Below are 23631 nucleotides of genomic sequence, written 5' to 3'. Positions count from 1 at the left end.
AATTCTGGCTATCTCGATTCAAAGAGGCCTATCGCTTGTTTGCGGACGGTTTCCATAGGTCCTAGCTTAAAGCCCCGAAGCCATAGGGATGAAATGCACAGCAGGACGATGCAAATCATCAGCCAGATGGCGATGATGGCTGCAGAATTCAGCTTGCCGGCGAGCCCCAAGCCCCAGCCGTAGAAGAGGAAGGAGGCGATGATGTTTTGGAGCACATAGCAGCTCAGAGACATTTTCCCGGCGTTCTCCAGGAGGCGCCACAGCCATTCCCACTTCGTATATTGTATCATTCTAGCAATGATTGCTATATAGAGGATGGACATCAGAGGAGCAAATAAATAGCGCACCGGCAGATCGAATGCGCCGCCTGGGATGAAAATGAGCAGGTTAAGCGGCAACCCGATAAACAAGCCGAGTTTAAATAGGTTCTTTCGTATCCTTTGGCCCTTTTCATCCGGGGAAAACACCCCTGCACGCATGAAACGAACCCCCAGCAGAAACAGAAATATGTTGGATGGAATCGTTAATATGGCTTCGATCCGAAGCGGAAGGAAGTTATCCAGCCGGTACCGCACCTGCTCCATCCACGTACCTTCTTGATATAGAGCAACGATACTGTCAAAGCTGCCCATCGATACCTGCCCGCTAACCGCCAGCATCAATCCCATTAAGCCGAGCAGCACAACCGCGCAGACACTGCCGATGACCGTCATCGAACGGGCGATGAGCCGGTCGCCGCCTTTTACGATAAACGCCGCTATGATTGCCGTAATCCCATAGCTCATTAAGATGTCATATTCCATAACCAGTATAAAATGCAGCAGCCCCTCCAGGAACAAAAACAGCACAGCCCACAGATAAACGCCCGGCCATGGCTTTCCCTTCCGTTTGGCCTGCCGATACTTCATTTCGAGCCCGACGCCGAACATGATCGTCAATAGTCCGAGCAGCTTCCCGTTCACAAGGAATAACACGATCATGCGAAGAAGATCATCAATTCCCCACCAGCCGGAATATTCAAAGGTTGTCATATAATTGAGGTCTCCCGCATGCGCGAAGAGCCAAATATTCGTCCCGAGTGTTCCGAGGATGGCGAATCCCCGCAAAATATCCAGCAGACGAATGCGTTCCTTTCGTTGTTCCATGGTTCTTTCCCTCTCTCCTTATCGTTCTCTCTTACAGCTTTATTGTAGATTCGGCCGGTCTGCCGCAACATTCACACCTGTAAAGAGATCCTTATGACACCTGTCATAAAGTTAGGGAAGGCTGGGGTCATCCCGAGAGATTGGGGGTATGTATTGTAATAATTGGGGGATTGTATACGGAAAAAGGGTTAACTAAGCGATAAAGGAGACATCATCATGAATTTCAAACACATTACGGTTGCCGGAAGCGGCGTATTGGGAAGTCAGATTGCCTACCAGACCGCATTCAAAGGCTTTCAGGTATCGGTATACGACATTAACGATCAGGCGCTCGAACGTGCGAAGGAGCGGATTGCGGAGCTGAAGCCGCATTACCGGCAGGATTTGGGGGCGACCCAGGAGGAAACCGATCAAGCCTTTGACCGAATCTCCTTTCACAGCGATTTAGCACAGGCCGTGGCCGAGGCGGATCTGGTCATTGAAGCGGTCCCTGAGGTGGTGTCCATCAAAACCGAATTTTACGCCAAGCTGGGACAGGCCGCTCCTGCCAAAACGGTGTTTGCCACAAACTCCTCGACGCTGCTGCCAAGCCAGTTTGCCGATTCGACCGGACGGCCGGAGCGGTTCCTGGCGCTGCATTTTGCCAATGAAATCTGGAAGAACAATACGGCTGAAGTCATGAAGCATTCAAGAACGGACATGCAGGTGTTTCAAGATGTCATTGACTTTGCTAAGGCAATCGGGATGGTGGCGCTGCCGCTCCATAAGGAGCAGCCGGGGTATATTTTGAATTCCCTCTTGGTGCCTCTGCTTGAGGCGGCCCAGCGTCTGTTAGTCCGGGAAGTGGCCGACGTCGAGACGATCGACAAAACCTGGATGGTGGCAACGGGCGCACCGCTTGGTCCGTTCGCGATCTTGGATGTCGTCGGCATCACCACAGCCTACAATATCGGACAAGCGAAGGCGGATGCGACCGGGGATGGAGAGTTCGTTCGGGTGGCGAACCTGCTGAAGACGGAGTATATCGACAAAGGAAAGCTTGGACGGGCGACCGGAGAGGGCTTCTACAAGTATCCGAATCCGAGCTTTGCGGATCCGGATTTCCTAAAGAGCTGATTAAGCGGACGTTCCCTGAAGATGGCCTGCCGAAGGAGCAGTCCTGCACGCGTCTTATGCGCGCGTGCTGCATTCGGGCTGCTCTTTCCGCATTCGGCCGCGAACAAGGCAAGGCCCGCAATTTGGCGCTAACCGATTACCGGGGAGCAGGTATGCCATGTTTGGCGAAGCAGGCGGAATAGCGTAAACTAAAGGGTAATGGCTGGGTTGATCCCTTAAGCCGTCGGCAAGGAATAATACAGGAGAGCCGGTACAATCTATAAAAGGCTGAAGTCGAAATGGATGATACATAGAAGATGTACAGCAATCATGGAACTCATTGTTGCGAGCATAAACGAAGAGCATAATCCGAGAAACGTATAATGAAAATGAAAAAGGAGACTTCCGATGACCAATGAATCAACGCCAGCTGCAGGCTGGAACTTTGACAACAGCTACGCCCGCCTGCCGGAAACGATGTTTACCCGGCTTGACCCAACGCCTGTGCGCGCTCCCGAGATCGTCATCTTCAACGAGCCGCTAGCCGCAGCGCTTGGGCTTGATGCCGAGTCGCTGCAGGCCGAAGGCGCAGCGGACGTATTCGGCGGCAACCGAGTCCCCGAGGGGGCCGAGCCCCTCGCCCAAGCTTATGCGGGGCATCAGTTCGGGCATTTCACGATGCTGGGCGACGGCCGCGCGATTCTGCTGGGCGAGCAAATCACGCCCGAGGGAAAGCGGATGGACATTCAACTTAAGGGTTCAGGCAGAACCCCATACTCTCGCGGCGGCGACGGCCGAGCTGCACTTGGCCCGATGCTGCGCGAATACATCATCAGCGAGGCGATGCACGGGCTCGGCATTCCGACTACCCGCAGTCTGGCGGTAGTGACAACCGGGGAGGAAATTTTCCGCGAAACCGAACTGCCTGGTGCCATTCTTACCCGGGTCGCGGCGAGTCATCTGCGCGTCGGCACCTTCCAGTATGCCGCGAATTGGGGGAGAGCCGGGGAGCTGCAGGCGCTTGCCGATTATACGATTCAAAGGCATTACCCCGAGGCGGAGCAGGAGGAGAACCGCTATCTGGCGCTTCTGAAGGCGGTCATTCGGCGACAGGCTTCCCTGATTGCCAAGTGGCAGCTGGTCGGGTTCATCCACGGCGTGATGAACACCGACAATATGGCGCTTAGCGGGGAGACGATCGACTACGGGCCGTGCGCCTTCATGGACGCGTATCATCTGAATACGGTGTTCAGCTCCATTGATGTGCAGGGTCGGTATGCTTACGGGAATCAGCCGCAGATCGCCGCTTGGAATCTGGCGCGTTTCGCCGAGACGCTGCTGCCGCTTCTGCAGGAGGACGAGAAGCAGGCAATCGCGACAGCCGAGGAAACGCTGGGCGATTTTGCCGAGCTGTACCATCGCCACTGGCTCGAAGGCATGAGGTCGAAGCTCGGGATCGTGAACGAGGAGGAAGAGGATGAAGAGCTCGTGAAGAGCCTTCTCCACCTCATGCAGCGACACGGAGCGGACTACACGAACACCTTCCGTGCTTTGACGCTGGGCCGGCCTGAGGAGACGGGTCTGCACGGCAGCGCCGATTTCGCACAATGGCTGGAGCTGTGGCGCGGCAGATTAGACCGGCAGGAAGCGTCCGAGGAGGAGTCGAAGCAGCGGATGCGCAGCAGCAATCCGGCGATCATCCCGCGCAACCACCGGGTGGAGGAGGCGCTGGAGGCTGCCGTGGAGTCCGGTGACTACAGTGTGCTGAAGCGTCTGGTTGCGGCCTTGGCGAATCCGTACGCTTATGTCCCCGAGCAGGACGAATATTGCACGCTGCCTCCGCAGTCAGGCCGTCCCTACAGGACCTTTTGCGGAACCTGATGCAGCCCCGATAGAGGCATGGGCTTGGTTTGTTCATCGCACACGGTTCTCCTTATGCGCACGAAGCGGGAACAGAAGGGATCAGAGTAATCCGAGCCTATCATACAGCACAGCACAACCCTGCGCCATCTGGTGCAGGGTTTATTGACGTTGGTTCTTTGTTTGGTGACGATCAGGCGCGCCGGAAACCTCCATCGGCTTTCGGGGAGCGGGAAACTGCACCGCTGATCATGAGCCATGCTTATCCTAGTAAAGCTGCCGCGCTCGGTCATCTCAGCGGTCCCGGTGCATCATTCAGGCAGCATTCTCACTTGGTCTCGTATCATGGCACACATCGCATATGCTCAAAATAAAATAAAGGAATGAGTACAAGCGAAGGAGGCGATGAACCAGTGAGAATCAATTGGCATGAGGACTTCATCCTCTTTCTGACAAGCATCGTCCGGCCCAAAGTATACGTGGAGCTGGGGCTGTACCAATGCGCGCTGTTCAACCGGGTCATTCCGTTTGCGGAAACCCTGATCGGCGTTGATCTGAACGGTGAGGCCGGTCAGCATATGCAGATGACCCCCAAGACGCGGTTCTTCCATGGAACGACACAGGCCTTTGCCCAGGAGCTGGCGGCTCGCCCGATGCAGATTGACATGCTGTTCATTGACGCCGATCACTCCAGAGAAGCCGTGCTGCAGGATTTCTATGATTTTTTCCCTTATGTGTCGCCGCACGGCCTGATCCTGCTTCATGATTCGCATCCGGGGAGCGCTGAAATGATGGACCCGACGCTATGCGGGACCGCTTATCAAGCGATCGATGAGTTATCCAAAAAGACCGATGCTTATGAGATGGTGACGATTCCAATTTCGCCGGGGCTGACGATTTGCCGCAAACGACGGCAGCAGCTATCCTGGCAGGAAATATAGCCGCCGGGGCGTACAGGTCGCTTGGCGGCTCTGCGTCTTATTTCCAACGCTTCTTGGCACGGGAAGGAGGCACGTCCCCCTCTTCTAAACGGATTGAAGAGTGACGTTCCGTTAGTAGGACGGATGTTGGGCAGATGAGATGATGGATGATCATTCGATCGATTTCTTTTCTCCGGCGGTTGGCCTTGATGCCTTCCGCCTTTTTGCGTTGACGGCTTATGCGGGCTGCTCATGTAAAAGCGGGTGGCGGCGGGGAGGGATAAGCGGCTGGCTGGCCGGGCGGGCTGAGCCCCCGCTTCGGAATTCTGGCTGGCGTGAGCCGTATTTTTGCAGGAAATCGGGAGGCGGCAGACGAATGTAATCAGAAATATGCCGAGCTATTTTTTTGGAAAGGTGTTTGGTTTTGGCTCCGGAAAGCGTTTCTTATCATGAAAGAGAATAAGAGAATAAACCCAGTGAGAGGAATGAACTGTAAATGTCGAAGGTTCAAGGAAATGCTTTAAAAGCCGTGTGTTCCATCTATGTACCGGTCCGTGACCCGCTAAAGTCGGCGGCATGGTGGCAGAATAACTTTGGGCTTGAGTATGCCGTACCTTATAATCCAGCGGAAGCTCAAGTGATTTTGAAGCTTTCCGACGGGCAATGGCTGCACTTGGTGGAAACCGAAGGCCCGCACAATAATCAGTTTCCAACGAGGGACGGATATGAAATGTTTCGGTTTACCTTTGAAGTCAGGCAGATCGAGGTGCTGTATCATAAATTGAAAGAAAATGGCGTCGTAACGGATCAGCTTCAGGACCGTCACAGCTGCGGAATCAATTTCGTATTTTATGACCCGGATGGGAATAAATTCGATGTGAATGAAGTCGTGGACCAACATCGAACCCCGGAAGAGGCCGAGAAGGTGAGAGCAGCATTATTCCATCCGGTGGGCTAGGGGTCAGTGGAAGACACCTCTGAATGTGTTCTGCATCAAAAAAAACCGCGACGGCCGCAAGATTTCGCTCCAGCAACGGTGCTCGGCGTTACATAACGGCGGTCAACCACATCATGACCATGATTTAACTTTATAGGGGGAAGGCTCTTATGAATTTCGAGTTAAATGAAGCCATTGCGCTATTGGAACGGACGCCGGCAGCGCTTGCGGCGTTGCTGTCCGGCTTGCCGGAGGGCTGGCTGACGAGCAACGAAGGGGAAGGCACCTGGAATGCTACCGAAGTGATCGATCACCTTATTGAAGGGGAGCGAACGAATTGGATGCCGAGGCTGGCGTTTATGCTGGAGGAGGGGGAGGGCAAGCCGTTCCCTCCTTTTGACCGGTTTGCCCATCTGTCCGAAGGGAAGACGGCGTCGACGGATGAACGACTGCAGACCTTTAAGGAGGCTCGGGCGCAAAGTATCGAGAAGCTGAAGACGCTGGTCCAATCGGAGCATCAGCTGGAGCTGACGGGCGTGCATCCGGCCTTCGGCGTTGTGAAGGTACGGGAATTGCTCTCGACTTGGGTGGTGCATGATCTGACGCATCTGGCCCAAATCGCCCGGGTATTAGCGGAGCGGTACCGGATGGATGTCGGCCCTTGGGTGGAATACTTGGGCATCTTGAACCGGACGGGAAAATAACGGATCGGAAAAAGACAATACGGATGCCATTCGAGAGGATGGGCATCCGTTTTTTTCGCTTGCGAAGGGAGGCGAGGCAGCCTAGCCGAGGGTGATGGCTCGGTCGATGAAGGCCGGCCGCGTCTGCCTCTGCCTTTATTCTGCCTTATTCTGACCGTCACGGCGTCCCTGTGTCCCGACATCCAGGCGTCATGGCTGATCACGACTGGGGCTGCCGCTCAACTGCCCGAGCAGTCCTCCCAGAAGAATGAGCGAATACGCCCACAGCAGCCAAACGAAGAAGAGGTGCAGATGGGCTTGTGGAAGTCCGGGGAACACCAGGTCATGAAAAGCTACGCTGAAGAGGTCCAGCAGCATCCCCGGGATCGCCACCAGCATGGCAGCCCGTGGGCGCTCTGAGGAAGAGAGCTCCCGGGCACGAAACAGCGCCCGAAGCGTCAGCAGAATCAGGGGAACGATCCCAATAAAGGACAGCCAGATGAGGGGCTGGCCGGGATCGATCAGCGCACCTCCCCAAAATCGGAACACGAATGTAGCGGCCAACCACAGCAGGAATCCTAAGCTGATCCAAAACCGCATGGCTTTGCAGCTCCTTTCTAACTTGAAGTGTTGGATGAATCGGAGGATTTCTCTATCCAGGCGGAGGCTGCCCCGATCAGCTCCGCATACACCGCTTCCGCCTCAAACTCCGGATCGAGAAGCGCCTGAAGCGCCAGGCCGTCGATAAGGGCGTTGACCATCATGGCCCGGTATTTCAGGGAGGGGCCGGACATCTCCATTTCCGGGAAGAGCCGGGCAAGGAGGCCGGCAGCATGCGTGTTCTCACGCTCGACCATGCCCTTGAGCTGGTCGCGGAGGGCATAGTTCTGCAAGCTGTGTACCACCAGCGAGAAGAACAGCGTATGATACGATTTCTCCGCGCAGCGGTCACGGGCGGCTTCCAGCACGCGGACCATCGTATCACGTCTGCTGCCATCCTGCGGATCCGACCCTGCCGTTTGCCAGGACGCATCACAGATGGAGCGGACGATTTCGAGCATGAGCTGCTCTTTGGTTTTGAAATGGTAGTAAACCGTCCCCTGCGTCACACCGGCTCCTTCGGCCACGGCCTTCAACGTCAGCTTATCGAGCCCCTTCTCTTGAATGCATTGCTGGGCTGAGGCGATCAATTCCTCTTTCGTAATCCGTTGAGGTCTTGCCAACAGACCCACCTCCAGTATAAGTTATTCAACTAACTAACTCCTTCTGAAGGTATATTATCATAATGATCCTGGATTTGGAAGATGCATATCGGGGTTATTACGTTCAAAGGCTGAAGATCAGCGCAAAAATAGCCAGGCAAGCCTCTGCTTGCCTGACCATACGCTCCGTATATAGTATCGTCTGCAATCGGAGCTTTACATCGGTTAATTCCCTGATTTCTTCTCTAGCCGGCGATGCTCCGGAATGACGAAGGACACGGACGTGCCTTCACCCGGGCGGCTGATGATGGTCAATCCTTGACCATACATTTGAATCAGCCGGCGATTCGTGTTCGGTATGCCGATCCCCCGCAGCGCCTGCCCGGCAGGGCTCAACAGCTCGGCTACCTGATCCGCCTCCATCCCGCGGCCATTGTCGATCACTTCAATCAGCACCCCTTCGGTTTGGCGCTTGATCCGAACCCGGACCATTCCGCCCTGATGCCGGCGAAGAATCCCATGCTTGACGGCGTTCTCCACCAGCGGCTGAATCGACAGCGGCGGAAGGCGCAGCTGAATCCCCGGGTCGACCTCCCATACGGCGGCCAACCGCTCGCGGAACCGTTCCTGCTCAATATACAGATAGGCTTTGACAAGCTCGAGCTCGTACGTGATATCCACCAGCTCGCCCGTGTTCAGAAAATCAAAGCTGATCCGCAAGAACGAAGCGAATGCACCCGCCAGATGCTGCATCTTCTTGGTGTCGATCTCGCTCAGCGCCATGATGGAATTCAGCGTATTGAACAGGAAATGAGGCTGAATCTGTGCCTGGAGATAGGCGGCCTCGATCCGCAAGCGCTCGCGGACCGACTGCCGGAGCATGATCAACGCCCGGATTCGGTATTTTAACTCCGTTGCATCGACAGGCTTGGTCATATAATCATTGGCGCCCGACGCGAATCCCGTATAGATGTCCTCAGGCTGACTACGGGCGGTAAGCAGCAGAATCGGCAGCTCCGCTACCGAGTAATGCTCCCGGACGCGCTGCGTCAATTCATAGCCGGACATTTGAGGCATCATCACATCAGCGATGAGCAGATCCCATGTCCGCATTCCCAGGAGCTCTAACACTTCCAGCCCTGAACCGGCTGTAGTAATGTGGTACGGCTCTGAAGAAAGGATGCCCAGCAGCACCTTCAGGTTAACCGGGTCATCATCGACGACTAGAATGCTGGCCTTGCCGTCGTTACCCAGCGACGGATCGACGGGAGGCGGCAGCGGCTCGTGGATGCCTCTGTCGGCTGACGGGAGGGAGGCGGGTTCAGCTCCGCTTGTCTCCGTTGCCTCGGATGCCTCGTGTCCCATAGACGCCGCCATTTCCCCGGACGGCTTGGAAAGCCTCGCCTCGCTTGCCCCTGCCTCCGCCAGCGGCAGGTTGAACGAGAAGACGGAGCCGGCACCCGGCTCGGAGCTGACGGATATCGCGCCGCCATGCAGCTCGACGAGCTGCTTGCATATGCTGAGGCCGAGTCCAAACCCCCGGCCGTCATGGACGCCGTGGGAGCCCTGCTCATAAGGAAGAAAGATGCGCTCCAGCGCTTCCGTGCTCATGCCGATTCCGGTATCGGATACCTGGATCTCGGCTTGGCCGTTCCGAACCGAGGCGGAGACCGTTACGCTTCCCTGCTCTGTATATTTGAGCGCATTATGAACCAAGTTGTACAGAATTTGCACAAGCCGCTTCTCATCGGCCATAACCGGAGGCATCGACTCCGCAATCTCCATTCGGAGCCGGACCGGCTTGCCCTCCACCATGAATTGAAGCATGGCGAATACCCCGGGAACGACCGATTGAATGCGCAAGGGCTCGGGAGCAAGCGTAATGCGGTGGTCCTTCAGCCTGGTGATATCGAGCAGGTCTTCAAGCAAATGGGACATGCGGCGGCTGATTGTAATGAGCAGCTTCATGTCTTCGACGCTGCCCTTGTTCATGTTCTCCTGTTCTTTGGAGACAACGGATTGGGCGATATTCATTATGCCGTGCAGCGGGGTTCGAAGCTCATGCGACGTGTTGGCCAGAAATTCGTCCTTAAGCTTATCGGCCTTCTGCAGCTGGATGTTCAGCTTGGCGTTCTCCTTGGCGTTGCGGATATATTTTTTGAACCAGTAGGTCGAGAATCCGATAATCGCCGCAATGATATCAACCGGGTAATAGACGGTGGTAATCTCCTTGCCAGACTCCGCCAGGGTCCACAGCTGATTGGTGATAATACCGGCTGCCGTAAGCAGCAGGAATACGATGTCCTGATCGGTTTGCCGCCGGAAGATCATCGTTCCCACCAAATGGACAAGCCACGCAAGCGGAATCAGATAGAAGAACGCGAACAGCTTAAACTCCATGACACTGTGGACCCAAGATGCCGGAGAAACGACCAGGAAGCCGGTGAACAGGATGAGCCCCGCCGTAAATGCCCGCAGCCAGGTTCGTCCGGAGACAGGCGAGAGGAATCGCCGGAACAAGAGCAGCATCAGCAGGTTCTGCCACAGCAGGGCGATCAGACGGACCTTAACCCCTCCCGCGTAATCGATCGGCAGCCACAGCAGCAGGATATAATCGTTTCCGGCCAGGATCGCGATGCCCGCCGTCAGGGTCAGCAGCCCCGTCATCAGCAGCGCCGGTTCCTGCCGGTTGAACGCAAACAGAATGCCGGCATAAAGCCCGTGCAGCAGCAGGACCATGAAGGTCACCAGCTGGAACCCGATCGAATACCAGCGCACATAATCGATCGACGCCGCCGACCCGAAGCGGATCGAGCGGACGATACCGCCGTTATGCGGCTCGTCGAAATTGGCGACCTGGATGAGCAGATCGATTTTGGTCGCGCCTTCTTCGGAATAGGTGGCCGTATACGAAGCGCTCTTTGCAATATAGTTGTTCTTGTCCGCAGCCAGCTTGCCGAATTCCGGTTCCGCCAGACCATTCATTTCTACGCGGGAGACCGTCTCGATTCCTTTAATCCAGATGGCGACGGGCTCCTCCAGCGGGTCGGTCAGGATGCGAAGCCGGTATGTCCCGTATCCGTAGGACGGTCCGTTCCCGTCTTCATGAAGCGCGCTGCTCCAGTCCCCGGGAACCTGAACGCTGCGAAACGGCGTCTCCTCCACATCCGCCCGGGATCGAAACTGAAACGGATAGAATTGCCATTCACCGTCCAAATAGAATGGGGAGGACGAATTTAAATCCACCCCGCGGAGATCGAGCACGCCGTTAACGGCGCGAGGATCGTGCGAGGTGGAGAACATTTCGGACCAAGCCCATCGCAGGCCGAATAAGAAGGCAAGAAATATGATGATGATCGCAGAATATTTGAGAGCTGTTTCATTCCATTTTCGCATAATACGATAGATTTCGACATATCAGGCAAGGAATCCTCTTCCCTGCTGCAAGGATCTTTGCTGAGCTGGCACCACGATCGTCTGACATTCAATCTTTACGCGGCCCGGCAATTGAACTATTCGTTCAAATGCTCGGATAAGAGCTGTACGAGCCCGTCCTCCGCATCCTGCGCATACTGCCATAACATTGCGCCTCCGAGATTCTTGCTCTTAATGTAGCGGATCTTCTCTTTCACGGCTTCCGGATCCTCGTAGCTGATGAACGTATCCCCATTGTAGAGGTAAGCGGCTTTGGCTTTGCTGTCGAAATAGCGTTTGTAGCCGTTTTTGTTCAGATAGGACCGCTTGATCTGCTTATAGCTCAAATCCGTCTTATCGATGTCGATCGGCTTGCCGGATGCAAAGAGGCCGCCCGGGCTCCCCTTCTTATCCTTCACATCCCTCCAGCCGTAGGAATACGCGGGGATGCCGAGCAGCAGCTTCCGGCTGTCGATGCCGTGATCGAGATACATGGAGACGATGCCGTCGACGCTGTGCTCGGACTTGCCTTGGCTGTCTACGTACAGATTGGCATTAAAGCCGGTCGTATCCGACCATTTGCCGGTGAGATCGTAGGTCATGACGTTGATGTAGTCGGCGTATCTCTCGACCTTCTTCACCTCGACGTTGCGAAAATACCAATCCTGCGTCCCTGAGGCGAAGGTCAGCAGGTACTTCTTGTTCTTATGCGGAAGCCGGTACAGCTTCTCCCGCAGCTCCTTCATCAGGCTGGTAAAATTCTTCGTATCCTCGGGCCGGGCCTTCTGCGTATTCCAGGCATCGAAAGCCGGATACTCCCAGTCGATATCGACCCCGTCCAGCTCCAGCTCCTTGACCATGTTGACAATGCTCTCCGTGAACAAGTAACGGTTGCCGTCCAGCGAAGCATCGGAGAAGCCGTCCGCGCCGTAGCCTCCTATCGCCAGCACCATCTTCGTATGCGGATGATGCCGTTTTAGCTGCTTGATGTTTTCTTTGATCTGGCTGTCGGTTTGGCTGTCCTCGTGAAAATACAGATCGGTGCCTTTGATTTTGGCGAATGCGATAAAGGCGATGTCGACCCCCCGCTCCGACAGATTCAATGTTCGGTAATCCTGCCATGCCTCCACGTATACGGCCGTAATTCTGCGATCCTCCTTCGCGGATATCCGGTAGAAATAAAAACTCATGCCGGCAAGCAGCACAACAATAAATATTTTCGTATAGATACTGACTCTCATCTCACGTCACCCCCGACCGCCAAACAGGATATAGGTTGCCGTCTTGCTCAGGTTCAGCACCTTGACGGTGACGTAGCTGATGGCGAAGATGATGCCGATATTGATCAGAAGACGGAGGGCCGCCTCCGCCAGCGTGGCATCGACCTCGGTTCTGCCGGAGAGCATCATTTCCACCAGCAGATGAATGAGGTAGATACTGAAGCTGGCTTTGGAGATCGAGCCGATCAATTTCTGAACCTTGTGGTTCACGCTTTCGCTGAGACGGGGCTCTTTCTCCTTGAAGAAAATAAACAGGCCGACGGACATGAAGAACACGGTGATGGAGTAGTTGCCATAGAACATCTCGTCCAGCACGCCGCTGTGCATAGACGCAAAGTAGGTGGCTACCGGCGTAAGGAAGAAGGAGACGATGCCGAGGTTGTACAACAGATTCTTTGCCCTCCCCGGCAGATCGTAATGGAATAGATAATGTCCCAGGATAAAATAGCCCAGAAATCCCATGAAGAACGGAATGTTCATGATCGGGATATTGATGTATTGCTCGGTTGCACGGAATACGGCATCCGATATGAAGCGGTACGCGATGCTGACGATGAACCATAAGAGCAGATAATACCGTAAATCCCGCTCGCTGCATGATCGGATAAATTTGCTGATGAGCGGCACGGTCATGTAAATGGCGATAATGGCATACAGGAACCACAGATGCACATAGTTCCGGTCGGTGAGCAGCCGGAAGCCGAAGTCGATCACAAATTCGTAGGCGTTCATGCTGCTTCGAATAATATAGTACTGATTATACAAGCCGTAGATGAGCGACCAGGTGAGGAGGGGAATGAGCAGCGGGATAACCCGTTTGGCGTAAAATTCCCGGTAGGACCTGATGTTCGTCCGCAGCATCATCGCCCCGCTGATCATGAAGAAGACAGGCACGGCGAAGCGGGAGATGGAATTGAACCCGTTGCTGATCCACCATGCGGAGCTGTTGAAATCATTCGTGCTCGTCAGCACCTCCGCCGTATAATGCAGCACGATGACGGCAACGATGGATAGGATTCTGAGCATATCCACGTATATAATTCGGTTATTTCGTATCATGCTTTATGGCAGCCTCCCTTGATATTAGTTCGAGCCTGCGGCAATGTTCTGGCTAATGGCGACAGCGCCCTTGCGCTCGACGAAGCCCCAGCCTTCATCATTGTCGAAGTACTTAAACGTCCCGGCAATATTGATGTAGAGCAGCAAATTCCGGTATGTGACGAGCTCCCACTGGCTGAACAGGAACATGGCCACATAGTCGGCCACGCGGTAGGTGCTGCCGTATTTGCGGCATAGGTGCAGCGAAATGATGATCTGCGCCGCATTGAACAGCAGACTGATGAGCAGGAAGATGAACGCATGCAGCACATTGCCGCCCAGCATCAGTGCCTGTCCCAGGTAAAAAAGCGTGGTGAATGCGGAGAACGTGCCCAGCATAAACCCGTCGATGGCAAAGAAGAGGCTGACGCCAACGCTAAACTTGCTGGACAGCCTGGACCAATAGATCAGGATGCAGTCGACGAAGGCCTTTTGCCAGCGGATGCGCTGCTTGTAGAAGTTGCGCAGGTTCTCGGGGCATTCGGTGTAGCAGACAGCCTCCGGCGCATACACGAGCTTTTTCTTAAGGCCGTTAGCCTTAATGTACTCATGGATTTTCAGGGTAATGTCGATATCCTCGCCTACGGTGCTGCGGAAGCCGTCCACCTGCACGAGCACTGCTTTATGGAATGCGCCGAATGCGCCGGAGATGACCACGATGGAATTAAAGAACGATTGCGTAAGCTTGCGCACATAGAAGCCATGCGTATAATTGATGATCTGGCTTTTGATCAAGCTCTTTCCGCGAAACCTCTCGATAATGGCGCCGTTTTGATCCCGCTTGGCTCCCTGAACGATCTTGACCGTGCCGCCGAGCGCAATGACCTTGTCGTCATGGAAATATTGATTTACATACCGAAGCGAGTCTGCCTCCAGCATGCTATCCGCATCCAGCGTAATGACGATATCCGAAGCGGCATAATCGATGCCGGCATTCAGCGAATCCGCCTTGCCGCCGTTGAGCTTATCGATCACAAACATGTTCGGGTACCTTTTCGAGCGGTAAAAGCCCTTCACCGTCTTGTAGGATAGCTTCTGATCGGGTCTCCTTAAATCGGTTTGTAACTCCAGCAGCTCATGAAGCACGGAGAGGGTGCCGTCCTTGGAGCCGTCGTTGATAATCAGGATCTCATAGCGGCTGTAGTTCAAACCGGCCATAGCATCCATGCAGTTTCGGATCGTCAGCTCTTCGTTGTAAGCCGGAACGAGCACCGAGATCGAATGCTCAGGCAGATCCGGATCGAGTCGCTTCACCTTGCTGCACCATAACGGAATGATCGTGTACAAGGTCTGGAACACCAGAAATATCCCGGCAATGCCGTAGAAAAAGTACTGCAAACGTCTCTCTCCTTTCTCTATATCTCGATTGAATGGAACGGGTAAGCCTGCTGCTGATCGGGTCCTGCGCAATCTGCAGGTGGCTTTTCGGAATGGACCTTGGGTGAATTCTTGGATGGCGAGCTGGACGTCAAGGGATAAAAATGGATAGCAGAGGGATAAAATAATCCATTTACATCCTTTAATTACATATAAAGCCAAATGACATCTTATGTAATAAACTATCCTAGTTCACGAGCCGATGTAAAATCCTGTTAAGGACCAAGAAAACGAATACATGGTATTTTTTCATGGACTGTCTTCGTCTTGGTTCTCATTTCGAGTTTTTAGGCAACTAAAGCGATTCAGCAAGATCGCACCAGGGGGCAGGAGCTTGGAGCTTTATATCTCTGAAGAGGCATTCGCCAGATTATCGGCATCCGCCGATGGTCTTTGGCTGTTTACTGTTTGAGTCCCGGGCTGTCCGGGTACTGGTACTACGAGTGCATCAATCGTGCAGAAAGGAGCGGATGACAGTGGAGGCTCAGGTCAGATCATTCTTCGTGAGGGACGATGGAGAAGTTCCGAATCATCCGGATTTGCCGGTGATCGTGTACGAGGGCGTATTTGCGGATCACCCGGCCGGCATAGAGGCAGCCTTTAACCGCCATCAATGGACAGGCAGCTGGACCGGAGGTGTGTACGATTACCACCATTACCACAGCAATACGCATGAAGTGCTGGGCGTGCAATCCGGCAGCGCGACGGTTCTGATCGGCGGTGATGCCGGGGAGCGGCTGACCCTCGCCACAGGCGACGTGATCGTGCTGCCGGCCGGAACGGCGCATATGCTGCTGGACGCCAGTCCGGATTTTGCGGTGGTGGGCGCCTATCCCGGCGGAATCACGCCTAATCTGCGGGAGCGGAATCCGACCGATCGGGCGCAGGCCATATCGGAGATCCGGAGCGTGCCGGTTCCGTCTATGGACCCGGTCTACGGCGAGGAAGGGCCGCTGCTGCATAAATGGGTGAAGTAGCGGGTTTCGCTGATGAAATGGACGAAAGAGGCTCGGTCATCTGTTGCAGACAGACGGCCAGCCTCTTTTTCATGAGGGGATATAGGCGGTGATTATTGAAAAAGCAGGGTAACGGACAGCACGAGCATCAGCATTGCATTGACGGCCATGATTGGTTTATGCTTGGCTCGATAAAGATGGGCGTGAACGGCTCCGATCATCAGCACGGCAAACAGGGCGGCGGCATAAATGCTGTTTCCCGGGATCCAAAAGGACGTAATCATCAGCGCAGCGCCCACAGCTTCCAAGCCGGCGATCGCATACATTCCCCAGAAAGGATAGCGGTATTCGGTCCAGTGCTTCACCATCGACCGGGTACGCAGAAACTTCAGGGAAGCGGAAATGACGAAGATGACGATTAATATGCCTTGGAACAGAACGGTCCATATCGGCTCCATGGGAAAATCACTCCTTGTTATGAGGTGCGGCTTTTACAGCCTTCAAGGCATAGTTTATCCGGGACAGGACGCTGAGGGATGTAGTCTGGAATACATAGGAAAAGGATGATGTCAGATGGAGATGATTACGTATCTATCGAGAGTGGACTTGTTTAAGGGGCTTAGCGAGGATGAGCTGCAGCAGTTGAACCATATAACGCCTCTTGAAGCCCGGCCCAAGGGAACCGTGATCGCTTCGCCTTACATGGAGCACAAGGTGCTATATATCATCAAATCAGGCACCGTTCGTTTGTATAAAATTACGGAGGAAGGGAAGGAGCTGACGCTTGATATTTTAGGGACAGGCCATCTATTCGGAGAGATCACCTCATTTCGTACAGGGGTCCCGCTGTTTGCGGTCACGATGGAGGACTCCGTCATATGCGAGATGGATAGCGAGCAGTTTCGCAAGGTCATCACCGAGAAGCCCGAGCTGGCCTTAAAGTACATCGAGATCGTCACCGCCAGACTGCAGGAAACCGAGGACATGCTTGAGTACATGGCTTACGGAAGTGTGCGTAAAAGACTGCTCTTCCTATTCAATAAGCTTGTGACGAAATTTAATTCAGGTCCAAGAAGCGATGGGGAATGGATTCCGTTACCGGTTGAAATGACCCACCAGGAGCTGGCCAGCATGACGGGCAGCATTCGGGAGACCGTAACGCCCATCCTGAATCAGCTTGTGGACGAGGGAATCCTTCGAAAAGAAGGAAACCGTAAACCGTATTGGATCCATAGGAGCCGGCTGCAGGCTGCACTATCAGAGCCTAAGTGACAGGCAACGAGCGATAAGCTCCACGGCCGTTTCAGCTTCATTGTTGGGCGGGCTTCTCTGAACGCATACATGACTGGCACCCGGCTCCTGATGCGGGTAAGTTGAGGCAGGAACTCTATATAGCCGAGCATAATAGGCAGGACAAAAACAGCCTCATAAGGGAGAATCACTGGGATTATATGTTACAATGGCAGGATGGAGCGTTTGATATGGGCCGACTTCCCCATAACGCATATGGAAGAAAGCAGGTGTAACCCCGTGGACATTCTTCTATTTATGGTCATCATATTCGTGGCATCCATCCTCCAGACAAGCACCGGCTTCGGGTTCTCCATTCTCGCAACGCCGTTTCTCTTGCTGTTGTTCGAGCCGGCGGAGGCGATCCAGATCAATTTGATCCTGTCGCTGATCATATCCGCCGCCTTAATCTTTAGAATTCGGAAGGACATTGACTTTGGCATCCTCAAAAGGCTGGTGATCGGAAGCGTGATCGGTCTGCCGATCGGCATAGCCGTTTTCTCGTGGATCGATATCGGCCGGCTGAAGCTCGGCGTGAGCCTGATCATCCTTCTGCTTACCGTCATGCTGATGCTGCGGTTCCGGATCCGGCAGCGCCCGGGCAGAGATTTGGCCGTAGGCGGATTGTCGGGGGCCCTGACCACCAGCATCGGGATGCCGGGGCCGCCGCTGCTGCTGTATTTCTCCGGCACGGATACGCAGAAGGAGCAGCTTAGAGCGACGACGCTTGCTTTCTACCTGTTCATCTATACGCTGAGCCTTCTGATTCAAGCGATCGTAGCGGGGTCGACCAAGACGGTCTGGACTTCCAGTGCCATGGCGCTTCCGCTGGTATCCCTGGGGCTGTTCCTCGGACAGCGGTTATTCCGGGTCATTAATCAGCGAGTGTTTCAAATCTTTACGTATGTGATCCTTATCTTTACTGGCGTGTACATGCTGATCGAGAGCTTGTAGAGGAAGCCTGCCATAATAATGTCCCTTGCGAGGGAGATCTGCTGTAATGAGCCATGCCGTATCATCATGAAAAAAAAGGGCTGCGCCTGCATGAACATCAATTGCAGGCACAGCCTTTATTTGTCGGGGGTCCGCATGCAGGAGTCGATAATGGCTATTGCAGGCTGACGATTTTTAAATTCTGATCCTTCAGGTACGCAATAATGGACGGCAGCGCATCGATGACCGCCTGCGACTCGTGAAGAAGAATGATGGAGCCGGAGGGCTCCGTGTGGCGGACATAATGGAGAATCTTGTCCTTATCGCGCGTCAGCCAGTCCTCGGGGTCCTTGTTCCACAGCACGATGCTGCTGCCGTGTGCGCGGCTCGCCTCTTCCGTCATCTCGTTGAATGCCCCGTATGGCGGACGGAAGAGCGTAACCGGCTGCTTCGTAATGGCTTCGATGGATTCAGCGGCGCTCTTGATCTGCGCTTCCTGTTCCTCGTAGGCCAGCAGCGGCATGTTCGCATGGTTCATGGAATGACTGCCGATGGAATAGCCGCTCTCCTGGATGGCCCGAACCGCGGCCGGATGCTTGCCCACATTCTCTCCGACGAAGAAGAAGGTGCCGCCGACTTGATGCTCCTTCAGCACCTTCATGATCTTCGCCGAGTATTTGGACGGTCCGTCATCAAAGGTCAAAGCGACATAGCCCTTCGGCAGGCTGTAGGTGACGGCGTCCTTAAGCTCGAAGGACGGCAGTTCCGTCTGTGGCCTCGTCCCAGTCTGCTGCTTCAGTTCCGTCTGCGGCTTCAGCTCCGCCTGCGGCCTCAGCTTCGGCTCGGAGCTGACCTTTGGCCGAGGCTCTGATTCCAGCTTCTTCGGGGCTGGGTTCGAAGAGGCCTCAGCCATTGCAGCGGTGTGCCGTACGGACTGGAATGCCGGAAGAGCCGTCCCTGCCGTAAAGGCTGAAGCGCCCGGCGACTCCGCTACCGGAAGGGACAGGGCATCGAACGAGCCCAATAACAGGATCGACAGCATGCTGAGGGCCGTGATGGCGACCCGCCTCATCGGCAATCGTTGCCTTTTGTGCTTCTTCTGCTGGTTTCGTCCCGGCTCTTCTTCCTCCTGCAAGGTCTCAGCTTCCCGCTCCGCGTACGTCAGGGACAGAAAAGGCAGCGCATGGATTTCGTCCAGATGCTGAACGCGCTGAACTGCATTAAGATTATGTATAAATGCTTCGGAGCAGACGAAGGGATAACGGATGCTCTGATCGCGGCGGGTTTTGGTGATGTAGCCTATGTACTGCCGACGATTAGCATCCCATACGGTATGCCGGGACAGCCGGTATTTATGAATGCCGTCAAAGTCTACAATCGCCAGCAGGCTCTCTGCAGTCGCATTATCGATGGCCCAGACATATTCGAACGACTCGGCGGCCGATAGCCGGATTCGCATGCCATACTGCCCTTCATGCTGTTCAATGTCTTGCAATTCAATCACTTTTCCGTAAAAGACGGACATGATGGATCTCCTTTCTCTTGCTGCGGATCCGCGGAATTACTCCGGCATCTGCGTCGTTGATGTCTTCGGTGCGAAGGAGAAGCCCATTCTCTCGGTGAAGTCCTGAATCGTCTGCAAGAGCTCCGCTTTTTCGTCGGCGATCTTCCGATATTGCTCGGCATATTTCTGATTCTCGATCTGCAGCTCCCGGATCTTGTCCTCCAGCTCATTAATCTTGAGCATGCTCTGGTACTGGGCATTCGTGGATTCCTCATAAAGCTTCCCGTATTTCGCCGTTTCTGTCTCCAGCTGTCCGGACAGCTTCTCATAAGCCAGGTTGGAGCTAAGCTGGAATTCTTTATAGTCCTCAAGAAGCTGATCGTAGCCCATCTGCTTGTGGGTCAGCGTGTTTTCGAGCTCGCGGATTTCCTTGCTCTTCTCCTGAATCAGCTGATCCTTCTTGATATGCTCTTGCTTCAGCCGCTGGATCGTCTCGTTTGCCGCCGCCAGCTGATCCTCCAGACCGTTGTTTTTATAAGACAGCAATTGTCGCTCCTTGAGCATGTTTTCAATCGATACGATCACGTCCAGCGCGATTTTGTCCTGGTTATCCTTCGATAACAGGGATTTCTGATGATCTGCCGGGGGCTGCGCAGGATGCGCGGGCCCGGATGTTTCCATCACCGATTCGGCCGGGGCCGGGACCGGCGCCGTTTCCGCAGGCTCCTTCTCTGATGGGGCTTGCGGGGCAAGCACGCTTTTAAACCATCCTTTTTTCTCAGTGTCTCTGGCCAAAAAATATCCTCTCCTAATCAACGGTAGTTCGGTGGCACCTCGTCACGGTCTGATCCTTCTGGTCTATATAAATCATCGGCTGGATGGGCCCAAAAACTTTGCCTTGATTTCAATTGGCAGGCAGGCGTTGAGCTTATGGCGCGGGGATGCGGACATGAAAAAAATACCCCCATTGCTGGGGGTATGGCCAAGAAGCAAGCGCGCCTTGCTCCATGTCATTTCTTGATCGTCAGTTCCGGTGCGATGACATCCACCCGGTTGGTCCAAATGCCGCCGCTGTAGTTCTTCGGCAGCCTCTTCAGATCTTCGACCGTATCGAAGCCTTCCGACCATCCGCCGTCTCCGGCGACCAGAATGACCCTCGTATTGATGCGGTCCATGCGGTTCAGGAATTTATCGGGCCAGCCCCACAAATAAGGGGCGTACTTCTCGGGAATATGCAGCTGGGTATTGCGGCAGACCGACGGCATATAGCCGCTCCAGCCGGCACCGATATAAGAGATGAGGCAGCTCTTCAGAGAATCCATCGACATGACCCGAAGCGCAGGGAGCCTCGATTTTAGTTCGCTGATCGGCGCATCGTCGCCATATACCGTGAGCCGGCTTAAGCGGTCTTCCGGCAGCTGGGCGAGATAGGCGGCCAGAAGCTCCCCTTCGCCGGCATCCTGACTTTTGATATGAATCAGAAATTCGCCGTCAGGAAATGCGGCCAGCACCTCCGATAGGGACGGCATGAGCCCGACGCCCTTCCCCCGGAACGGATAGGTGGCTCCCTGATCCGCCGTGTAGCCGTAGCCGATATCGATGCTTTTCAGCTGCTCCATGGTATAATCCTTGACCGAGCCGTGTGCATTCGTCCGGCATTCCAGCGTCCAGTCGTGGAATACGGCGAACTGGCCGTCCTTCGTCGGCTTAATATCCAGCTCCACGATATCCGCGCCGGCATCGAAGGCTGCCTTCATGGATGGTATGGTGTTCTCCAGAAAGGCATGCTCCGGTATGTAAATACGTGAAGCGGTACATGTATCGGATTCAATTCCCTCCATCGGAAAGGTTTGGCCGATCCCCCGATGCGCGAGCAGCAAGGGCTCACCTTCGCGTTCCTTGGTGAATAGCGACGAGTTGTTAACATACAGAAATCCGAGTATGATGAGAATAACCAGAATGACGTTCCTCCAGCTTTTTCGAATACGCATGATTCAATCCCCCAAAATCGTTACTGTTAAGAGCCGAGCGTTTCGGCTTCCTCTATATCTCTAGCTTTGTTCTCTTTATCCATGTTAGTGATTTTGGGCGCATACTCAATGGCTGGAGCATAACAATTGCATAATAGCGATCTGATAAATGAAACAAAGCATGGGCGATATTACGATAATCAGGAGGTAGCATGATGGATAGATCCTCCTACTTGATGGTGGAACGGGGGAACCCGTACGAGCGCGGAGATGTGATCCCTTTGAGGAGATCGATGACGGTGCTTGGGCGCAAGGGCAAGCAGTGGGACCCGGATATCACGTTCGATAATGTGTACGTGTCCCGCAAGCACGCAGCGCTGATCTACAGGGACGGACAATTCAGCATTAAAGATCTGAACAGCAAGCACGGAACCTTCGTCAATCAGCAGCGGCTGGAACCGAATGGAGAGGCTCCGCTGCAGCACGGGGATTCCGTGGCGCTGGCCGGTGATCTGGTCGTGTTAACCTTCTCGGTGCTTCGAATGGATGAGACGATGGATATTACGCCGCTCATGAAACATCTGGCAGCTGCCGAGGATACGGGAGGCATAACGCTCAACCCCTATAAGCAGGAGCTCGTTCATGGGAGAACGGTGATTGCCTTCTCGGAAAAAGAATATAAATGCGTTGAACTGCTGCTCCATCACAAGGAGCAATTCGTATCCAAAGAGCAGCTGAAGCTCCTGGTCTGGCCCGAGCGGGAGGCGGGTCCGGACGACGTGCCGGATGTGAGCGCAGAAGAGATGAATGCCCTCATCTACCGGGTTCGGAAGAAGACGCGCGGACTGCTTGGGATCGAGAGCATCCGGGGCAAAGGCTATATTCTTCACATCCACGCGGATGATGATGCTTGACGGCATGCCGGACAGGCAGTAGATCATCAGTAGAGATAAGCGAACAACAAACAAGCTCTTCCTCTTATTGAGGAACGAGCTTGTTTTTGTTTGTTTTAACTCGGCTTCCTTCCGAAGAACACGGCAAAATCCAAATGCTTATACATGCAGTCCGTCTCCTGAAAGCCCGCCTCCTCCATCCAACGGAGCTGGTCCTCCAATGACGCGTTAATGTCAACCGCCCGCCGCTTGATCGAAGCTTCGATCGCTGCCTCGGATAAGCCGCTGCGGCGAATCGATTCCAGCCAGCGCTGCCGGTAGTATTCATCGGAGCTCGTGTGCCTTCCCCGAACCTGATCGGCGTTCACAAAGATCCCGCCCGGCTCGAGGGCCCCGTACACAGCATGGAACAATCGCTGCTTGGCAGGGTGGGTCAGATGGTGGATCGACAGGGAGGAGATGACGATGTCGTAAGACTCGCGGAATGGATAGTCCGCGTAGTCGCCGGTAATATAGCGGACCTGATCCGCTCCTGCGAATCTTCGGCGGGCGCCTTCGAGCATTTTGTCGCTCAGGTCCATCAGGGTTAAGCGGGCATGCGGGTGCTTATGCAGCACCATGCCGGAGAACAGTCCGGTGCCGGCTCCCAGGTCCAGGATACGCGGCGATGGATGGTCGCTCTCAACGAGAGACAGCGCCATTCCGTAAAAATCGTCAAAACAGGGGATCAGCTGCCGGCGCTCCCGGTCATAGTCACCGGCGACAGCGTCAAACAGGTCTTTTACCGACGGGTCCATAGTTCAAAACTCCTCTCGAAATGATTGGCTGGCTCCATCGTAACCCACCCTTGCCTCATTAAGGAAATATATAAATTAAATATAATTTATAGGTATAACCTATATGAAACGAAAATCAACGGGAAAAACGAGAATTTATGAGGATCAAACTGGCCGTGAACTATGAAAGAACTGCCTATCGGGAGATATTTTCAAATAACAAACATGATCCATTTAAAAATTGTCAACAATATTCTTGCCGAAACCGAATTTTCCTTTCGTTGAGTGCGCTTACCAA

At 54.3% G+C, this 23631-nt stretch carries 21 protein-coding genes; 9 read left to right on the top strand and 12 right to left on the bottom strand.

All coding sequences use genetic code 11. The features are described from left to right. Window positions 1-8: 8 nt before the first annotated feature. Window positions 9-1145, bottom strand: coding sequence for a DUF418 domain-containing protein (locus tag NST08_RS28655; RefSeq protein WP_007129059.1), 1137 nt, complete (start codon window positions 1143-1145; stop codon window positions 9-11). Between the two features lie 216 nt (window positions 1146-1361). Here NST08_RS28655 and NST08_RS28650 point away from each other — a divergent pair, with 216 nt between their 5' ends. The 5 genes from NST08_RS28650 to NST08_RS28630 all read left to right on the top strand — a co-directional run bounded on the left by NST08_RS28650 (window position 1362) and on the right by NST08_RS28630 (window position 6661). After that, the gene (locus NST08_RS28650; protein WP_210094089.1) at window positions 1362-2261 is read left to right on the top strand and encodes a 3-hydroxyacyl-CoA dehydrogenase; all 900 of its coding nucleotides are present in this window, start codon (window positions 1362-1364) and stop codon (window positions 2259-2261) included. A gap of 387 nt (window positions 2262-2648) precedes the next feature. Next, complete coding sequence (locus NST08_RS28645) at window positions 2649-4121, top strand: protein adenylyltransferase SelO (RefSeq protein ID WP_210094088.1); 1473 nt, start codon at window positions 2649-2651, stop codon at window positions 4119-4121. 392 nt (window positions 4122-4513) lie between these two features. Beyond that, entirely contained in the window at window positions 4514-5041 is a 528-nt protein-coding gene (locus NST08_RS28640) for a class I SAM-dependent methyltransferase (RefSeq protein WP_210094087.1), read from the top strand. A gap of 475 nt (window positions 5042-5516) precedes the next feature. Then, entirely contained in the window at window positions 5517-5978 is a 462-nt protein-coding gene (locus NST08_RS28635) for a VOC family protein (RefSeq protein WP_210094086.1), read from the top strand. Between the two features lie 149 nt (window positions 5979-6127). Beyond that, a complete protein-coding gene (locus NST08_RS28630; protein ID WP_210094085.1) occupies window positions 6128-6661 on the top strand; it encodes a DinB family protein in 534 nt (177 codons plus the stop codon). A 189-nt stretch (window positions 6662-6850) separates the two neighbouring features. On the opposite strand, the gene NST08_RS28625 is transcribed toward NST08_RS28630, so the two are convergent. The 6 genes from NST08_RS28625 to NST08_RS28600 all read right to left on the bottom strand — a co-directional run bounded on the left by NST08_RS28625 (window position 6851) and on the right by NST08_RS28600 (window position 14972). Beyond that, window positions 6851-7240: a DUF5367 family protein gene (locus NST08_RS28625; protein ID WP_210094084.1), complete on the bottom strand. Its 390-nt coding sequence runs from the start codon at window positions 7238-7240 to the stop codon at window positions 6851-6853. A 17-nt stretch (window positions 7241-7257) separates the two neighbouring features. Then, entirely contained in the window at window positions 7258-7863 is a 606-nt protein-coding gene (locus NST08_RS28620) for a TetR/AcrR family transcriptional regulator (protein ID WP_251535841.1), read from the bottom strand. A gap of 204 nt (window positions 7864-8067) precedes the next feature. Next, window positions 8068-11238, bottom strand: a complete 3171-nt coding sequence (locus NST08_RS28615; RefSeq protein ID WP_341342580.1) for a hybrid sensor histidine kinase/response regulator — start codon at window positions 11236-11238, stop codon at window positions 8068-8070. Between the two features lie 116 nt (window positions 11239-11354). After that, the gene (locus tag NST08_RS28610) at window positions 11355-12497 is read right to left on the bottom strand and encodes a glycoside hydrolase family 18 protein (protein ID WP_251535839.1); all 1143 of its coding nucleotides are present in this window, start codon (window positions 12495-12497) and stop codon (window positions 11355-11357) included. Between the two features lie 6 nt (window positions 12498-12503). After that, on the bottom strand, window positions 12504-13595 hold the full coding sequence (locus NST08_RS28605; RefSeq protein WP_251535838.1) for an acyltransferase: 1092 nt from the start codon (window positions 13593-13595) through the stop codon (window positions 12504-12506). Window positions 13596-13619: 24 nt separating this feature from the next. Further along, complete coding sequence (locus NST08_RS28600; RefSeq protein WP_007129048.1) at window positions 13620-14972, bottom strand: glycosyltransferase family 2 protein; 1353 nt, start codon at window positions 14970-14972, stop codon at window positions 13620-13622. A 515-nt stretch (window positions 14973-15487) separates the two neighbouring features. On the opposite strand from NST08_RS28600, the gene NST08_RS28595 reads away from it, so the two are divergent. Then, the gene (locus NST08_RS28595; protein ID WP_007129047.1) at window positions 15488-15988 is read left to right on the top strand and encodes a cupin domain-containing protein; all 501 of its coding nucleotides are present in this window, start codon (window positions 15488-15490) and stop codon (window positions 15986-15988) included. A 92-nt stretch (window positions 15989-16080) separates the two neighbouring features. Here NST08_RS28595 and NST08_RS28590 read toward each other — a convergent pair whose 3' ends face one another. Further along, window positions 16081-16425 (bottom strand): DoxX family protein, encoded by a 345-nt coding sequence (locus NST08_RS28590; protein WP_007129046.1) that lies wholly within the window; start codon window positions 16423-16425, stop codon window positions 16081-16083. A 115-nt stretch (window positions 16426-16540) separates the two neighbouring features. Here NST08_RS28590 and NST08_RS28585 point away from each other — a divergent pair, with 115 nt between their 5' ends. Further along, window positions 16541-17239: a Crp/Fnr family transcriptional regulator gene (locus NST08_RS28585; RefSeq protein ID WP_007129045.1), complete on the top strand. Its 699-nt coding sequence runs from the start codon at window positions 16541-16543 to the stop codon at window positions 17237-17239. Between the two features lie 234 nt (window positions 17240-17473). Beyond that, window positions 17474-18211, top strand: coding sequence for a sulfite exporter TauE/SafE family protein (locus NST08_RS28580; protein ID WP_285852503.1), 738 nt, complete (start codon window positions 17474-17476; stop codon window positions 18209-18211). A gap of 154 nt (window positions 18212-18365) precedes the next feature. On the opposite strand, the gene NST08_RS28575 is transcribed toward NST08_RS28580, so the two are convergent. From NST08_RS28575 to NST08_RS28565, 3 genes are all read right to left on the bottom strand, one after another. Then, window positions 18366-19715, bottom strand: a complete 1350-nt coding sequence (locus NST08_RS28575; protein ID WP_251535834.1) for a polysaccharide deacetylase family protein — start codon at window positions 19713-19715, stop codon at window positions 18366-18368. A 36-nt stretch (window positions 19716-19751) separates the two neighbouring features. Then, the gene (locus NST08_RS28570; protein WP_007129042.1) at window positions 19752-20489 is read right to left on the bottom strand and encodes a hypothetical protein; all 738 of its coding nucleotides are present in this window, start codon (window positions 20487-20489) and stop codon (window positions 19752-19754) included. A 215-nt stretch (window positions 20490-20704) separates the two neighbouring features. Next, window positions 20705-21685, bottom strand: a complete 981-nt coding sequence (locus NST08_RS28565; RefSeq protein ID WP_007129041.1) for a glycerophosphodiester phosphodiesterase family protein — start codon at window positions 21683-21685, stop codon at window positions 20705-20707. Window positions 21686-21876: 191 nt separating this feature from the next. Between NST08_RS28565 and NST08_RS28560 the strand changes: the two genes are divergently transcribed. Next, entirely contained in the window at window positions 21877-22578 is a 702-nt protein-coding gene (locus tag NST08_RS28560) for an FHA domain-containing protein (protein WP_244152672.1), read from the top strand. Between the two features lie 95 nt (window positions 22579-22673). On the opposite strand, the gene NST08_RS28555 is transcribed toward NST08_RS28560, so the two are convergent. Then, window positions 22674-23354 (bottom strand): class I SAM-dependent methyltransferase, encoded by a 681-nt coding sequence (locus NST08_RS28555; RefSeq protein ID WP_007129039.1) that lies wholly within the window; start codon window positions 23352-23354, stop codon window positions 22674-22676. Between the last annotated feature and the right edge of the window lie 277 nt (window positions 23355-23631).

This window comes from Paenibacillus sp. FSL K6-1566 (assembly GCF_038050475.1).
In the GTDB taxonomy this organism is placed as follows: domain Bacteria; phylum Bacillota; class Bacilli; order Paenibacillales; family Paenibacillaceae; genus Paenibacillus_AQ; species Paenibacillus_AQ lactis.
Note: the sequence above shows the minus strand (reverse complement) of the source record. Positions and strands in the feature narration are given on the sequence as shown.

What these genes read in the sequence shown, in the direction of transcription:
- NST08_RS28655 (WP_007129059.1), bottom strand. Translation starts at nt 1,145, where the DNA reads ATGGAACAACGAAAGGAACGCATTCGTCTGCTGGATATTTTGCGGGGA.
- NST08_RS28650 (WP_210094089.1), top strand. Translation starts at nt 1,362, where the DNA reads ATGAATTTCAAACACATTACGGTTGCCGGAAGCGGCGTATTGGGAAGT.
- NST08_RS28645 (WP_210094088.1), top strand. Translation starts at nt 2,649, where the DNA reads ATGACCAATGAATCAACGCCAGCTGCAGGCTGGAACTTTGACAACAGC.
- NST08_RS28635 (WP_210094086.1), top strand. Translation starts at nt 5,517, where the DNA reads ATGTCGAAGGTTCAAGGAAATGCTTTAAAAGCCGTGTGTTCCATCTAT.
- NST08_RS28630 (WP_210094085.1), top strand. Translation starts at nt 6,128, where the DNA reads ATGAATTTCGAGTTAAATGAAGCCATTGCGCTATTGGAACGGACGCCG.
- NST08_RS28625 (WP_210094084.1), bottom strand. Translation starts at nt 7,240, where the DNA reads ATGCGGTTTTGGATCAGCTTAGGATTCCTGCTGTGGTTGGCCGCTACA.
- NST08_RS28615 (WP_341342580.1), bottom strand. Translation starts at nt 11,238, where the DNA reads ATGCGAAAATGGAATGAAACAGCTCTCAAATATTCTGCGATCATCATC.
- NST08_RS28610 (WP_251535839.1), bottom strand. Translation starts at nt 12,497, where the DNA reads ATGAGAGTCAGTATCTATACGAAAATATTTATTGTTGTGCTGCTTGCC.
- NST08_RS28605 (WP_251535838.1), bottom strand. Translation starts at nt 13,595, where the DNA reads ATGATACGAAATAACCGAATTATATACGTGGATATGCTCAGAATCCTA.
- NST08_RS28590 (WP_007129046.1), bottom strand. Translation starts at nt 16,425, where the DNA reads ATGGAGCCGATATGGACCGTTCTGTTCCAAGGCATATTAATCGTCATC.
- NST08_RS28585 (WP_007129045.1), top strand. Translation starts at nt 16,541, where the DNA reads ATGGAGATGATTACGTATCTATCGAGAGTGGACTTGTTTAAGGGGCTT.
- NST08_RS28580 (WP_285852503.1), top strand. Translation starts at nt 17,474, where the DNA reads ATGGAAGAAAGCAGGTGTAACCCCGTGGACATTCTTCTATTTATGGTC.
- NST08_RS28575 (WP_251535834.1), bottom strand. Translation starts at nt 19,715, where the DNA reads ATGTCCGTCTTTTACGGAAAAGTGATTGAATTGCAAGACATTGAACAG.
- NST08_RS28565 (WP_007129041.1), bottom strand. Translation starts at nt 21,685, where the DNA reads ATGCGTATTCGAAAAAGCTGGAGGAACGTCATTCTGGTTATTCTCATC.
- NST08_RS28560 (WP_244152672.1), top strand. Translation starts at nt 21,877, where the DNA reads ATGATGGATAGATCCTCCTACTTGATGGTGGAACGGGGGAACCCGTAC.
- NST08_RS28555 (WP_007129039.1), bottom strand. Translation starts at nt 23,354, where the DNA reads ATGGACCCGTCGGTAAAAGACCTGTTTGACGCTGTCGCCGGTGACTAT.